Consider the following 13,202-nt stretch of genomic DNA (forward strand, 5'->3'; position numbering starts at 1 on the left):
AACTTTTTGCCTGCTGAGTTTCCGAGCGTAAATGGCGGAAGGCAGTTTCGGTTTGGGTTCCAGATTTCAGGTCTTTATAATATGTTATTAAGAATTTAGTAGATTTTACGGAGAAATGCAAAGATTTTCTGTTCGGTTCATATAAAAATAATAGATTAGGCCGTCTGAAAACGTTTTCTTACCCTTTATCTGCCAATGTTTGCCAAGAAAAAAGAATTTTTCATTTCTTTTTTAATTGACTGTTTTTGTCAGCAATTTCAGCAGCAGACTAACGTGAATCAACCGCCGATCTGCTATCATTTCAACTTATTTTCCCAAGGCAAGCTGCCATGTACCTGACTCAAGAAAAGCCCTACCGCCCCCTATTGGTCGCACTGATGTTCCTCACCCTGCCGCTGGCGATGATATTGCACAATATCGTGCAAATTGCCTTTTCAGACGGCCAAGGGCTGTTGGTCACAGTCAAAGACGGCGCGTGGACATGGCAAAGCGGTTGGCAGGATTCCGTCGCATGGTTCGTCTGCGGCATGTTTGCCTTCCTCAACCTGCCGATTGCCGGCGGACTGACCAAGCTGGCGTATAAAAAAATGATGCGCCGGCATTCGCGTTACGCCATCTTCCTTGCCGGTGTCGCAGCGTGTTCCTCGGCGACGGCAGGCTTGATTTTTGAAGTCATCTTAGGCAATGCCGCATTGGCCGGTATGCGCGGGCAAGGCGTGTTCTACTACACCCTCTCCGTGTGGATTATCGCCATGCTGACCCTGCCCAAACAGCTCACGCGCGCACCGGAGCAGCCCATCGTCTTTCACAAGATGAAACGTTGATTCAACAGGCGCAAACATTTTCAGACGGCATGCTTTCCGTTACCATTACATCCAACGCGTTTTAACCAATAAGGAATAACAAATGAATCAGGCGCAACAGCTCCGCGACGGCATACAGGCACTGGGTTTGGACATCGATGAAGCCAAACAGGCCAAACTCCTAGACTATGCCGCCCTGCTGCAAAAGTGGAACAAAACCTACAACCTGACCGCCCTGCGCGATCCCGCCCAAACCGTCAGCCATCATCTGCTCGACAGCCTGACCCTCCTGCCCTATATCGAACACGCGCAAACCATGCTCGACGTCGGCTCCGGCGGCGGACAGCCCGGCATACCCACCGCTATCTGCCGTCCCGACCTTGACATTACCCTCCTCGATGCCAACACCAAAAAAACCGCCTTTCTGCAACAAGCCGTCATCGAACTCAGCCTTAAAAACGTCCGCGTCATCAGCGGCCGCGTAGAAGCCGCCGCCGACTGCCGCGCCGACGTCATCACCAGCCGCGCCTTTGCCGAACTCGCCGACTTCGTCAGCTGGACCGAGCACCTCCTCAAAGACGGCGGCTACTGGGCGGCCATGAAAGGCGTATACCCGCAAGAAGAAATCGACAAACTGCCCGAAAGCGTCGCCGTCGAAAAAGTCGAAGCATTGCACGTCCCCCAACTCAATGCCGAACGCCATATCGTCATCATCCGCAAAAAGGCCGTCTGAAAACAACCCAAGCATACCGAATAACGGTACAATCCAGCCATCCACACTTAACACGACAGCAAAGCACATGAGCGCACAAATCCTCGCCGTCGCCAACCAAAAAGGCGGAGTCGGCAAAACCACCACCACCGTCAACCTCGCCGCCTCCCTGGCCTCCAAAGGCCGCCGCGTCCTCGTCGTCGACCTCGACCCCCAAGGCAACGCCACCACAGGCAGCGGCATCAACAAAGCCACCATCGAAAACGGCGTTTACCAAGTCGTCCTCGGCGAAACCGACATCCCCAACGCCGTCGTCCGCAGCAAAGAAGGCGGCTACGACGTATTGGGCGCCAACCGCACACTGGCCGGCGCAGAAGTCGAACTCGTCCAAGAAATCGCACGCGAAATCCGCCTCAAAAACGCCCTGCAGCTCGTTGCCGACGACTACGACTACGTCCTCATCGACTGCCCCCCGTCCCTGACCCTGCTCACCCTCAACGGCCTGGTCGCCGCCAACGGCGTCATCGTCCCCATGCTTTGCGAATACTACGCCCTCGAAGGCATCTCCGACCTCGTGGCCACCGTCCGCAAAATCCGCCAAGCCATCAACCCCGACCTCGACGTAACCGGCATCGTCCGCACCATGTACGACAGCCGCAGCCGCCTCGTTGTCGAAGTCAGCGAACAGCTCAAACAACACTTCGGTAACCTGCTCTTCGATACCGTCATCCCCCGCAACATCCGCCTAGCCGAAGCCCCCAGCCACGGCCTCCCCGCCCTCGCCTACGATGCCCACGCCAAAGGCACCCAAGCTTATTTGGACTTGGCCGATGAACTGATTGCACGGTTGGAAAAATAAACAGAAATATGAATATAAAAAGGCCGTCCGAAAGTTGAAAAGTGCTTTCAGACGGCCTTTGGTTTGATTGGAAAGAACATTTTTTTAAAAGAACGCGTGCGTGCGTACCGCACACACCCTACACATAAATTTTAAACTCTTTGTAATTCGCAGGTAGGGTGTGTGCCCGAAGGCACGCACGCGGTTTGATGTAGGCTACAGCTCGCTACACACGGATTCCAAGTTTGGCGTGATTTGTAGGTGGAATGTGTTTCAAAAGGCACGCATGCGGTTTGATGCAGGCTACTACTTGCTGCCCGACATACCCAAATGAACCAGCGGCACGCCTGTGTCAAAACGAATCAGCAGATATTTGGCGCGGCGGCGGCATTCGCGCACTACCAGCCCGCGCAGGGTTTCGGGCAGCGCACTCGGGATTTGCCAACGCAGTTTGGGTTGGCGGACGGTTACGGCGGAAACGGTTTGGTGGAGGATATGTGGGGCGATGCCGCGCAAGGTGGTTTCTACTTCGGGGAGTTCGGGCATGGTGGGGACAATTGAATTATAAGAGAAAAGTATATTAAAAATAAGACTTTTTCAATTAAAAACGGTTAATAGTAAATGAAATTATTAAATTTCACTTAACCCAACTAGAATAGTTCCCCTCAACCTCATTTAAATACTCAAATTTTAGATTAATTAACTCTCTTTGATAATCATGCAACTGTATAAAATCTAATGGCTTACTCCGTAAATTGGCAATATATTCATTATTTAATAATATCAAACCTGTTCGCTTGTTTAAGTGTAATAAACGTAATTCTAAAATAGATACCCGTGCTGTTAGTATAGTTTCAAATTTATCTTCCCTTAGTGATCTATCTCTAAGCAGTTCATCTATTTCATCAAATAATTTTTCAATATATTGTGCAGAAGCATCTCTACCTTTTGATGCTTCTGCACGTGTAAAATTTAAACTATTTAATATAATACTATTTGTCCAACCCATAAATGCAGTAGCTAATGACACAATCAATGCTAACGGTATATCTTTGACAAGAAACCATGCAGTACCAAAAATAATCAGTGCTGGCAACGCACAATTCATTACGACTAATTTCGTTCTAGCTGAACAAATAAAATTTTTTAAATTTTCTTTTATTTCTCTAAACTTGTTCATGACGTTTTTTTTCTGCAACTTCCATGCGGTCTTTAATCAATGCTTCAATACTAGGCAAATCTTTATGTTCATAGGTTAATCTATCTTTCAAATCTGCCAATGTAAATTCCCCACTGGAAATTAGCCCAGCAAATGCTTCATCAATGAAAGAGCGGGCATATCTGTTGTAGCCAGTTAAATTAACATGAACTTTTTGATACTCCTGTAATGCAGGAATGAGATATTCCTTACGAAAACGTTCGCCAGTTGTATCTTCTTCCCCTTTTTGCACTTCATGGGAATAACGCCCATAAGGAGATGAACTATAATCTTGAATAATGTTTAATGTTTTAGTTTCATTTTTCATTTTGATACCTTAATATTCCATTGAATAAGCGTGCCAGTTAAATGTTTTGGTAGGCTCATTAAATCTGGCTTTATTACATCATTGACAAATTTTACTCGCCCCAATCCACTAAAAATCCACAAAATACCATCATCATTTGTACTAACTAGTGCTTTAATAGATTTACTACCCTGCCCATGTTTTAATTCGTCGTTACCTGTTTTACGTGTAAAATTACCTATCATAGCTAAATAAATTTTCTGTTCATCAGGAAATTTTTCAGGGAATTTTGCACTATTTAGTATAGATAGCAACTGTTCAAAAGTAGAATGTTGGTTTAATTCTGGGAAATTGTTATAATGTTCACGCAATTCCGAAATCGTTTCAGGTTGAGAAAAATCTAATTCATTTTTATTTATGTGAACTTCCAAGCTTTGTGGAATGCCAATGCCTGCATCGTAAATAACCAAATATAATTGATCTCCAATCACATCACATAATAACCACCATCGTTTAATAATATTTTTATTTTCAGCTATATAAGCATGAGCAGTAACATTGTTAATTGCTTCTTGAATTGCATCTGCATAAATATTTTCTAAACTGGGCGACATTTCTTGATAGATTTTTTTGACAATAAAATCTACAATCTCTTCACGAAATCTGCCACCAGAACTACTTACAATGGGTAAGTAGTTTCTATCAAAATAATTTTCTACTTTCTTCTCTCTACATAACTCTATCAACCCTGATTTTCTCAAAGTTTTTAGAATATGTGGGGCTTGTTTTTGTGTTGGTAGGACAAGTTTTACCTGTTTATGATAATCTACAATAATCCTTTCTACTATTGAAAATATTGTAACAAGCGCTGCTGCCTTTAAAGTTTTACAATTACGGAAATTTAAAGTAAAGTCTAAAACGGTATTGTACTGATATTTTTGCAATCTATGAATAAATGCCAAGCTGCGATCAATGCCATCTTTACCATAAATATCTAAAATCTCAGGTGCGTATAGCATTTTTGAATTAGGTAATTGTTTATTGCTGTAATTATAAATTTTTTGTTTACGCCGTTGGCTGATTTCCCAACGATGATGTGAAGCTCTCTCGCGTGGTGTCATAGTTGTCGCAGTAAAAAAGACATTCCTAGTATTATAACAAGTTTATCTTGTAAGGCGAATGTAAGAGTTACGATTTTACGATGCCATGCTATATCTAGCCTGCCTGTTTACTCTCCCACTCCTTCAATAACCTCTTCACCGACACCGGATAAGGTGTCTTCAATTCCTGCGCGAACAGCGACACCCTCAATTCTTCAATCATCCATTTAAACCCTGCAAGGCCGTCTAAAATAGGGAGACCTTGTTTGATCAGGCTGTCGGTTTTTTCCTGCCACATCTGTTCCAATTCCTGTATGTCGGCTTCGCGGGCTGCGTCGCGGGCGGGGTTGCTGCTGTATTTTTCGAGGCGCAGGGTCATGGCTTTGAGGTAGATGGGGAGGCGCGGCCATTGTGCCCACGGGGTGCGGGTGGCGAAGCCGGCGGCGAGCAGGGTTTGCAGGCGTTGGCGCATGAGGTGGGTGAGCGGGTGTTTGCCGAGTTTGCCGTTGAGTTCGGCGTAGGCGGCGGCGGTTTCCTGCAGGTAGCGGCTGAGGGCTTCTTTGACGGCGGGCAGGCGGCTGCGGGCGCGTTTGATTTGTTCTTTGAAGGCTTTTTCGTTGCGCGGCAGCTCGTCTTCGCCGATAAAGGCGCGGTCGCAGACGGCTTGGGTGAGGTCGTCGCGCAGGGTGTCGGCGTTGATGTGTTTGAGCAGCATGGCGGCTTGGGTGAAGCCTTGGATGCCTTTGTTCAGGTCTTTAACTTGTTCTTTTAGTTGTAGTTTCATAAGTTCGATTACGCCTAATCGGTGGGCTTGTTCGGCGGCGGCAGACATGTCGAATAGGCGCAGGGCGATGCGGCCGTCTTTTTCTTTTTGCAGGCCGAGGTAGCCGGTGAGCTGCTGTTTGCCGCGGGCGAATTTGATGGATTCGGGCAGGGTGCCGATATCCCATGTGGTGACGTTGTCGCGCTCGAATTCTTGGGTGTTGTCGCGGAAGGTGGTGGCGGCGGCTTTGCCAAGTTGTTGTTGGATTTGGATTAAATCGCGCCCCATGGCTAATTCTTGCCCGCCGTCGTCGATGATGCGAAGGTTGAAATAGCAGTGTTCGGGCAGTCTGAACGCGGCCCATTCGTCTTGGTTGATTTGCTCCAGTATGCGGATGTCGCCTGCGGTTTTGGCGATGGCTTGGGCGAGTTGGGGCAGGATGGGGGCGTTGCGGTCGGGGTTTTGGCTTAAAAATTGGGTGATGAATTCGGGCACGGGCACGCAGATGCGGCGGATTTGTTTGGGCAGCGCTTTGATTTGTAGCTGGATTTTCTCGCGTATCATGCCGGGCACGAGCCATTCGAGGGTGGCAGGACTGATGCGGTTGAGCACGGTGAGCGGCAGGGTGAGGGTAACGCCGTCGAGCGGATGGTGCGGCTCGAAGCGGTAGCTGAGTTTGAATTTGCCGTCTGCGGTTTGCCAGTGTTTGGGGAATTGTTCTTCGGTGATGTGCGCGGCAGCGTGCTGCATGAGGTCGTCGCGGCTGAGGAATAGTAGGCGCGGGTTGTCGCGCTCGGCGGTTTTGAGCCAGGCTTGGAAGGTGCGGATGTCGGCGAGTGGGAGGGGTTTCAGACGGCCTTTTGGGGGTACAGGCTGCTTTTTGGGTTTGGGGTCGTCTGAAACATTTTGTAGAGTGTGTGAACTCGATTCACGCACGCGGTTGTCCGTAGCTTTAGAATCCGCGTGCGTGGCTTGCGCTACATACCCTACGTTGTGCAGGCTGCCTGAAACCGTTGAAATTTCGGTACTCTGTTCCCTCTCCTGTGGGAGAGGGTTAGAGAGAGGGTTTGCTGCGGCTGCGGAAAAGTTGGTTTGTGCGGCAACTGTTTTGCCCTCTCCCCAGCCCTCCCCCACGGGGGAGGGGGCGGGTTGCTGCGGATTTGTAGGGCGCAGGCCGTCTGAAACCGCGTCCGCCGTATAAAAATCGGGCAGCCGTTCGTGATAAAACGCAAACAGCGCTTCGTCATCGACCAGCACGTCTTGCTTGCGCGATTTGTGTTCGAGTTCGGTAATTTCCTTAATCAGCTTTTTGTTGTGGACAAAAAATTCCGCTTTCAAATCGCATTCCTGCGCCACCAGCGCGCTGCGGATAAAGATTTCGCGCGCTTCTTCGGGGGCGATTCTGCCGTAGGACACGGGGCGGCGCGGCAAGACGGTCAGGCCGTAGAGCGTTACCCGTTCGCTGGCGATGACTTCGCCGCGTTTTTGTTCCCAGTGCGGCTCGAAATAGTGGTAGCGGACGAGGTGCGGCGCTTCCTGCTCGATCCATTCGGGCTGGATGGCGGCTACGTCGCGGGCATAAAGTTTTGTCGTTTCAACGAGTTCTGCCGCCATCACCCATTTGGGCTTCGCCTTGAACAGGGCGGAGGCGGGGAAAAGGTGGAAGCGGCTGCCGCGCGCGCCGGTGTAGTCGTTGCCGTCGGGCGATTTCATGCCGACGTTGGCGATGAGGCCGGTGAGCAGGGCGCGGTGGATTTGTTCGTAGCCCGCTTCTTTGGCGGCGCGGATTTGGGCGCGGTGTTGTTTCTTATCCAGTTGTTTTTGTTTGAGTTTGGCGGATAGGTCTTGGTCGCCCGCATTTTCAGATGACGTGAGCTGCCTAACTTCGGGAGGTCGTCTGAAAGCCGCTTCCTTGGTGGTCAAACCCATTTCAATCGCGGTTTGGGCAAGCTGGTGGTGCAGCTCGCGCCACTCGCGCATCCGCAGGTGCGACAGGAAATATTGGCGGCACCACTGCACCAACTGCTTGTTAGACAAGCCTTTATCGCGCTCGCGCTGGAAGCTGTCCCAAATGTTCAGATAGGCAAGGAAATCGGACTGCTTGTCGGTAAAACGCTCGTGCGCCTTGGCGGCGGCATCGCGCGCTTCCAGCGGCCGCTCGCGCGGGTCTTGAATCGACAGCGCGGACGCAATCACCAATATTTCCGCCATGCAGTCGTGTTTCTTCGCCGCCAGCAAAATGCGCGCGATTTTCGGGTCGATGGGCAGGCGCGCCATTTGTTCGCCGAGTTTGGTCAGGCCGTTATGTTCATTAACCGCCCCTAATTCCAACAACACCTGAAAACCATCATTGATATACCGCGAATCGGGCATTTCCAAAAACGGGAATGCCGCCACGTCGCCCAGTTTTAATGCTGCCATGCGCAGGATGACGGCGGCCAGGTTGCTGCGGACGATTTCGGGGTCGGTGAATTCGGTGCGGCTGTTAAAATCTTCTTCTGAAAACAGTCGGATACACACGCCTGCGGAGACGCGCCCGCAGCGGCCGGAGCGTTGGCGTGCGGCGGCTTGGGAGATTTTTTCGACATGAAGCTGCTCCACTTTCGCCCGTGCGGAATAGCGTTTGACGCGTGCGAGGCCGGTGTCGATGACGTATTTGATGCCCGGCACGGTGAGCGAGGTTTCGGCGACGTTGGTTGCCAGCACGATGCGTCGTTTCGCGCCGGAGGGGTGGAAGATTTTGTGCTGTTCGGCGTGCGACAGGCGTGCGAACAGGGGCAGGATTTCGTCGTTGCGGCGCAGCGTGGATTTGCGCAGGGCTTCGGCGGCTTCGCGGATTTCGCGTTCGCCCGGCAGGAATACCAAAATATCGCCTTCGCCGTAGCGTGCCAATTCGTCGGCTGCATCGACAATCGCGTCGGTCAGCTCTACTTCCGCGTCGTCTTCGTCTTTGCTGGTCAGCGGGCGGTAGAGGATTTCGACGGGATAGGTGCGCCCGCTTACTTCCAGCACGGGCGCGCCGTTGAAGTGTTGGGAGAAGCGTTCTGCGTCTATGGTTGCCGAGGTGATGATGACTTTCAAATCGGGGCGGCGCGGCAGAAGTTGTTTCAAATAGCCCAAGAGGAAGTCGATGTTCAGGCTGCGCTCGTGCGCTTCGTCAATGATAATCGTGTCGTAGGCGGCGAGATAACGGTCGGTCTGGGTTTCCGCCAGCAGGATGCCGTCGGTCATCAGCTTGACGCAGGCATCGCGCGAGGTGTGGTCGGTGAAACGTACTTTATAGCCGACCGCGCTGCCAATTTCCGATTTCAATTCTTCGGCAATTCTCTCCGCCACCGAACGCGCGGCCAAACGGCGCGGCTGGGTATGCCCGATCAATCCTGCCGCCCCACGCCCGAGTTCCAGACAAATCTTGGGCAACTGCGTGGTTTTGCCCGAACCGGTTTCGCCGCAAATAATCGTTACCTGATTCTCGGCAATGGCTTTTTTGATTTCGTCGAGTTTTTCGTGAACAGGCAGCGTGTTGTCGAATTCGGGCTTGGGCAGTTTGGACAGGCGTTGCAGATAGAGGTCGTGCGATTTTTTGTATTTTTCCTCAACCTTGGCCAAGCCGCCGTATTTATTGGGTTTTTTAAAGGCAGATCGCAGAAAATGGCGGTCTTTGGAGAGGGTTTGGGCGAAATCGTGTTGCGGCATGATGGTGCAATAAATTGAATAATGTGAAAAGAATGGAATTATAGCAAAAGGCCGTCTGAAACTTGCTTGCTTTCAAGTTTCAGACGGCCTTTGTATGGATAAACCGTTTTAGTCGGCGGCGTGCCAAGGTTTTTGCATACCTGCGTGGAAACTCGGTTTTTCTCCGCCCCACAAGGTGTCGATGTCGTAGAAGTCGCGCACGGCAGGGAGCATGACGTGGACAACGAGGTCGCCTGCGTCGACGAGCGTCCATTCGCCGCTGTCGCCTTCGGTGCTGAGGATTTCAAAACCGGCTTCTTTCAAATCGACGGCAACGTTGTTCGCCAGTGCTTTGACTTGGCGTGTGCTGTCGCCGCTGGCAATAATCATGCGGGCGAACAGGGAGGTTTTGTCTTGGGTTTCCAAAACAGAGATGTCTTTGGCTTTGATGTCTTCAAGGGCGTTTACGGCCACTTCGACCATTTTTTGCAGGTCTTGCAATTCTTGTTCGTTCATTATTTTCCTAGTTGAAATGTTTTCAGACGGCATTATAGCTTATCTGCTTGAATAAACGCTATTTTTCATAGAGTTTGTGTTGGCGGATGTATTGGGCGACAGGTTGCGGCAGGCCGTCTGAATGGTGCGTTTTGGCGAGATCGGCGCGGATTTGGGTGGAGCTGGTGTTGTGCAGCGGCGCGTTGAGGATGCGGACGCTGCCGTTTTGCAGGGCTTCGCCGAGCCATGCGTGTAATTCGCGCGGGGTTTTGTTGAGGTTGTCGCCTTGGCGCATGGCGATAGCGATATTAGTCTGGCGCACGAGGTTTTGCCATTTTTTCCATGTGTGCAGCTGCATCAGGCTGTCGCTGCCCATCAGCCACCACAGTTGCGCGCCGGGAAACTGCTGGCGGAAGATTTGGACGGTGTCAAACGTATAAGTCGCGCCGTCGCGGACGATGTCGCAGTCGCTGACGGCGAATTTCGGCTCGTCGGCGATGGCGAGTTCAACCATATTGAGGCGCTCTTGTGCCGGCGTGCGCGTGCTGTCTTTGTGGTACGGGTCGCCTGCCGGCAGGAAGACGACAAGGTCCAAACCGATTTCGTCGGCGAAGGCGCGGGCGATGTGGAGGTGGCCGTTGTGGATGGGGTCAAATGTGCCGCCGAATAATCCGATGTTTTTCATTTCGTGGTGGTGTCTGCGTTAGATGTTTTGGCCGTCTGAAGCAGGCAGGCTGCCGTCAACAATTAGGTTGAGCTTGCCTGTGGTCGGGTGGATGACCAGGCCGTGGATGGCGATGTTGTCGGGCATCAGCGGATGTTTGCGAATCAGCTCGACGGTATGGCGCACGCTGTCTTCGACGTTGTCAAAACCGGTCAGCCAGCCGTCCAAATCGATACCGGCATTGCGCAGGGTTTCAATGCGGTCGTCGGGGATATTGCTGTCGTGTACGCGTTGGAGGAACTCTTCAGCGTGCAATCCGCGCATACCGCAGTCGTGGTGGGCAATGACCATGATTTCTTTGACTTTGAGTTCAAATACGGCGACCAACAAACTGCGCATCACCGAACCCCAAGGGTGGGTCACCAGCGCACCGGCGTTTTTGATGAGCTTGGCATCGCCGTTTTTCAAGCCTAAAGCATTGGGCAACAATTCAATAATGCGTGCGTCCATGCAGGAAAGAATGGCCAGCTCGCGACCGGGGTATTTGTCGGTGAAATATTTTTCGTACTCTCCCGATTCAACGAAATGTTGGTTGTAGGAAAGGATATCGGTCAATTCACTCATGATGATGTGCTCGTTTCGGATGGTTTACTCTATTATAGCGGTTTTCAGGGGGTATGGTCGTTTTGCAAATTCGCCGTAAACGGCTAAAATCGACGTATCTTTAGTTCTTTTGGAGGATGCGCCATGCCTCAATCTTTCCGTTTTGAACAAGTATTCACCCCCGATGTCCACGACGCATTGTGGGATTGGGTGCAGACAAACTATGGTGCATCCGACGATTGGTGCATTCTGTATCTCAACGGCCTGCCTTTAGGCCGTCTGAACCCGTTATGGCGCGAACGCCTCGGGCGCGATTGGACAGGCAGGCAGTCGACCCTTTCAGACGGCCTGAATTTGGAAACCGACAGCTGGGCTCAAATGGGCGACAGTTTGCAAACGCTGGCGCAACAATGGCGCAAGTACGGTTGGCTCAAAGGTTGGCGCGGTGAAAAGTTTGACATCTGCGACCAGGCAGGCAAGCCTTTATGCGTACTCGAACGCGCCGCCTTCCGTCCGTTCGGCCTGATGAGTCAGGCAGTTCACTTAAACGGATTGGTCGAAACAAAAGACGGTCTGCGCTTTTGGATAGGCCGCCGCAGTCCGCACAAAGCCGTTGATCCAAACAAACTCGATAATCTGACCGGCGGCGGCATCAGCAGCGGCGAGAGGCCGTCTGAAGCCGTCTGCCGCGAGGGCGAAGAAGAAGCAGGCATTCCCGCTTCGTTAACACCCCATATCCGACCGACCGCCCAAATATATAGTTTGCGCCCGGTTAATCGCGGTGTCCATAACGAAATCCTGTATATCTTCGACATCGTCCTGCCCGAAGGCTTCCAACCCGCCAACCAAGACGGCGAAGTCGCCGGTTTTGAACTGATGGACATCCCCACCCTGCTCGATGCCATGTTGGGCGGACACATGATGCACGATGCCCAGTTGGTCACGATCGAAGCCTGCCGGCGATACGGCCTGATCGACCCCAAACATCCACTGTCCGCATGGCTCGACAGCATCCGTTGCCGACCCCATTTTTAAAGGCCGTCTGAAACCATGTTGCAACTTAAAAACATCAACAAACGCTTCGGCAGCAAAACCGTTGCCCAAGACATCAACCTAAACGTCAAAGCAGGCGAAATCCTCGCCGTACTCGGCCGCTCCGGCTGCGGTAAATCCACCCTGCTCAAAACCATCGTCGGCCTGGTGCGTCCCGACAGCGGCGAAGTCTGGCTCAACGGCGACAACATCACAGACATGCCGTCTGAAAAACGCAATATCTCGCTGATGTTTCAAGACTACGCCCTTTTGCCTCATTTAACCGCCCTCGACAACGTCGGCTTCGGCCTCAAAATGCGCCGTCTGCCCAAAGCCGAAATCGAAGAACAATCCATGCAGGCCTTGCGCGACATCGGTTTGGAACACGAAGCGCAACGCAAACCCGAAAGCCTCTCCGGCGGCGAACAGCAACGCCTCGCCCTCGCACGCGCCCTAATCACGCGCCCGTCGCTGTTGCTCTTGGACGAAGCCTTCTCCAGCCTCGACACCCACCTGCGCCACCACCTGCGCACCCTGACCGCCGAACGCATCCGCAGTCAAAACATCCCCGCCATCCTCGTGACCCACTCCGCCGAGGAAGCCTGCACCATGGCCGACACCATCGCCATCATGCACGAAGGCCACATCCTCCAACACGGCACGCCGGAAACCCTTATCCGCCGCCCCGTCAATGCCCAAGCCGCCCTGCTGCTCGGTTTGGCCAACACCGGCGACACACGCTACATCCCCCAACACGCCATCCGATTCAACCCGAACGGCACGGCCGTCCGCATCAGCGAAGCCGTCCCCCTCGCCGAAGGCACACGCCTTACCCTCGCCCATCCGCAATACGGCGATTTGATTTGGTATCCCCACGCCGACCACGATACGGACAAACCGCAAACCGGACAGGAAATCCGCATCAGCGTGGATGAAAGTCAGATTGTTTGGTTTAATTGAATGTGATGGATTGAGAAAAAGAAAAAGGCCGTCTGAAAATTAAGTTTCAGAC

12 protein-coding genes and 1 pseudogene are annotated in these 13,202 nt (G+C 51.9%); 5 read left to right on the forward strand and 8 right to left on the reverse strand.

The window, feature by feature from the left end:
- Nucleotides 1-329 precede the first annotated feature (329 nt).
- The 3 genes from FAH66_RS08475 to FAH66_RS08485 all read left to right on the forward strand — a co-directional run bounded on the left by FAH66_RS08475 (nt 330) and on the right by FAH66_RS08485 (nt 2,374).
- Nucleotides 330-824 (forward strand): hypothetical protein, encoded by a 495-nt coding sequence (locus FAH66_RS08475; RefSeq protein WP_137041309.1) that lies wholly within the window; start codon nt 330-332, stop codon nt 822-824.
- Between the two features lie 82 nt (nt 825-906).
- On the forward strand, nt 907-1,536 hold the full coding sequence (gene rsmG, locus FAH66_RS08480; RefSeq protein ID WP_137041310.1) for a 16S rRNA (guanine(527)-N(7))-methyltransferase RsmG: 630 nt from the start codon (nt 907-909) through the stop codon (nt 1,534-1,536).
- 67 nt (nt 1,537-1,603) lie between these two features.
- Entirely contained in the window at nt 1,604-2,374 is a 771-nt protein-coding gene (locus tag FAH66_RS08485) for a ParA family protein (protein WP_049336841.1), read from the forward strand.
- A gap of 291 nt (nt 2,375-2,665) precedes the next feature.
- Here the strand turns inward: FAH66_RS08485 and FAH66_RS08490 are convergent.
- From FAH66_RS08490 to FAH66_RS08520, 8 genes and pseudogenes are all read right to left on the reverse strand, one after another.
- Nucleotides 2,666-2,899 (reverse strand): annotated as a pseudogene (locus FAH66_RS08490) (DNA-formamidopyrimidine glycosylase family protein); the annotation flags it as partial.
- 91 nt (nt 2,900-2,990) lie between these two features.
- Complete coding sequence (locus FAH66_RS08495; RefSeq protein WP_137041311.1) at nt 2,991-3,533, reverse strand: hypothetical protein; 543 nt, start codon at nt 3,531-3,533, stop codon at nt 2,991-2,993.
- Nucleotides 3,520-3,879 carry an STAS-like domain-containing protein gene (locus FAH66_RS08500; protein ID WP_167480332.1) on the reverse strand — a complete coding sequence of 120 codons (360 nt, stop codon included), beginning with the start codon at nt 3,877-3,879 and terminating at the stop codon, nt 3,520-3,522. The genes FAH66_RS08495 and FAH66_RS08500 overlap by 14 nt, the downstream gene beginning before the upstream one ends.
- Complete coding sequence (locus tag FAH66_RS10850; RefSeq protein WP_167480333.1) at nt 3,876-4,979, reverse strand: hypothetical protein; 1,104 nt, start codon at nt 4,977-4,979, stop codon at nt 3,876-3,878. The genes FAH66_RS08500 and FAH66_RS10850 overlap by 4 nt, the downstream gene beginning before the upstream one ends.
- A gap of 94 nt (nt 4,980-5,073) precedes the next feature.
- Nucleotides 5,074-9,417, reverse strand: coding sequence for an ATP-dependent RNA helicase HrpA (gene hrpA, locus FAH66_RS08505; protein WP_137041312.1), 4,344 nt, complete (start codon nt 9,415-9,417; stop codon nt 5,074-5,076).
- A 108-nt stretch (nt 9,418-9,525) separates the two neighbouring features.
- Nucleotides 9,526-9,912, reverse strand: coding sequence for a ribosome silencing factor (gene rsfS / locus FAH66_RS08510; protein ID WP_002246503.1), 387 nt, complete (start codon nt 9,910-9,912; stop codon nt 9,526-9,528).
- A gap of 58 nt (nt 9,913-9,970) precedes the next feature.
- Entirely contained in the window at nt 9,971-10,576 is a 606-nt protein-coding gene (gene nadD / locus FAH66_RS08515) for a nicotinate-nucleotide adenylyltransferase (protein ID WP_137041313.1), read from the reverse strand.
- 18 nt (nt 10,577-10,594) lie between these two features.
- Complete coding sequence (locus tag FAH66_RS08520) at nt 10,595-11,179, reverse strand: beta-class carbonic anhydrase (protein WP_070748605.1); 585 nt, start codon at nt 11,177-11,179, stop codon at nt 10,595-10,597.
- A gap of 123 nt (nt 11,180-11,302) precedes the next feature.
- Here FAH66_RS08520 and FAH66_RS08525 point away from each other — a divergent pair, with 123 nt between their 5' ends.
- Nucleotides 11,303-12,193, forward strand: coding sequence for an NUDIX hydrolase (locus FAH66_RS08525; RefSeq protein ID WP_137041314.1), 891 nt, complete (start codon nt 11,303-11,305; stop codon nt 12,191-12,193).
- Nucleotides 12,194-12,208: 15 nt separating this feature from the next.
- Nucleotides 12,209-13,150 carry an ABC transporter ATP-binding protein gene (locus FAH66_RS08530; protein WP_137041315.1) on the forward strand — a complete coding sequence of 314 codons (942 nt, stop codon included), beginning with the start codon at nt 12,209-12,211 and terminating at the stop codon, nt 13,148-13,150.
- The last annotated feature ends 52 nt before the right edge of the window (nt 13,151-13,202 follow it).

The sequence above is a fragment of the Neisseria subflava genome, from assembly GCF_005221305.1.
Lineage (GTDB): Bacteria > Pseudomonadota > Gammaproteobacteria > Burkholderiales > Neisseriaceae > Neisseria > Neisseria subflava.

What these genes read in the sequence shown, in the direction of transcription:
- FAH66_RS08475 (WP_137041309.1), top strand. Translation starts at nt 330, where the DNA reads ATGTACCTGACTCAAGAAAAGCCCTACCGCCCCCTATTGGTCGCACTG.
- rsmG (WP_137041310.1), top strand. Translation starts at nt 907, where the DNA reads ATGAATCAGGCGCAACAGCTCCGCGACGGCATACAGGCACTGGGTTTG.
- FAH66_RS08485 (WP_049336841.1), top strand. Translation starts at nt 1,604, where the DNA reads ATGAGCGCACAAATCCTCGCCGTCGCCAACCAAAAAGGCGGAGTCGGC.
- FAH66_RS08495 (WP_137041311.1), bottom strand. Translation starts at nt 3,533, where the DNA reads ATGAACAAGTTTAGAGAAATAAAAGAAAATTTAAAAAATTTTATTTGT.
- FAH66_RS08500 (WP_167480332.1), bottom strand. Translation starts at nt 3,879, where the DNA reads ATGAAAAATGAAACTAAAACATTAAACATTATTCAAGATTATAGTTCA.
- FAH66_RS10850 (WP_167480333.1), bottom strand. Translation starts at nt 4,979, where the DNA reads ATGACACCACGCGAGAGAGCTTCACATCATCGTTGGGAAATCAGCCAA.
- hrpA (WP_137041312.1), bottom strand. Translation starts at nt 9,417, where the DNA reads ATGCCGCAACACGATTTCGCCCAAACCCTCTCCAAAGACCGCCATTTT.
- rsfS (WP_002246503.1), bottom strand. Translation starts at nt 9,912, where the DNA reads ATGAACGAACAAGAATTGCAAGACCTGCAAAAAATGGTCGAAGTGGCC.
- nadD (WP_137041313.1), bottom strand. Translation starts at nt 10,576, where the DNA reads ATGAAAAACATCGGATTATTCGGCGGCACATTTGACCCCATCCACAAC.
- FAH66_RS08520 (WP_070748605.1), bottom strand. Translation starts at nt 11,179, where the DNA reads ATGAGTGAATTGACCGATATCCTTTCCTACAACCAACATTTCGTTGAA.
- FAH66_RS08525 (WP_137041314.1), top strand. Translation starts at nt 11,303, where the DNA reads ATGCCTCAATCTTTCCGTTTTGAACAAGTATTCACCCCCGATGTCCAC.
- FAH66_RS08530 (WP_137041315.1), top strand. Translation starts at nt 12,209, where the DNA reads ATGTTGCAACTTAAAAACATCAACAAACGCTTCGGCAGCAAAACCGTT.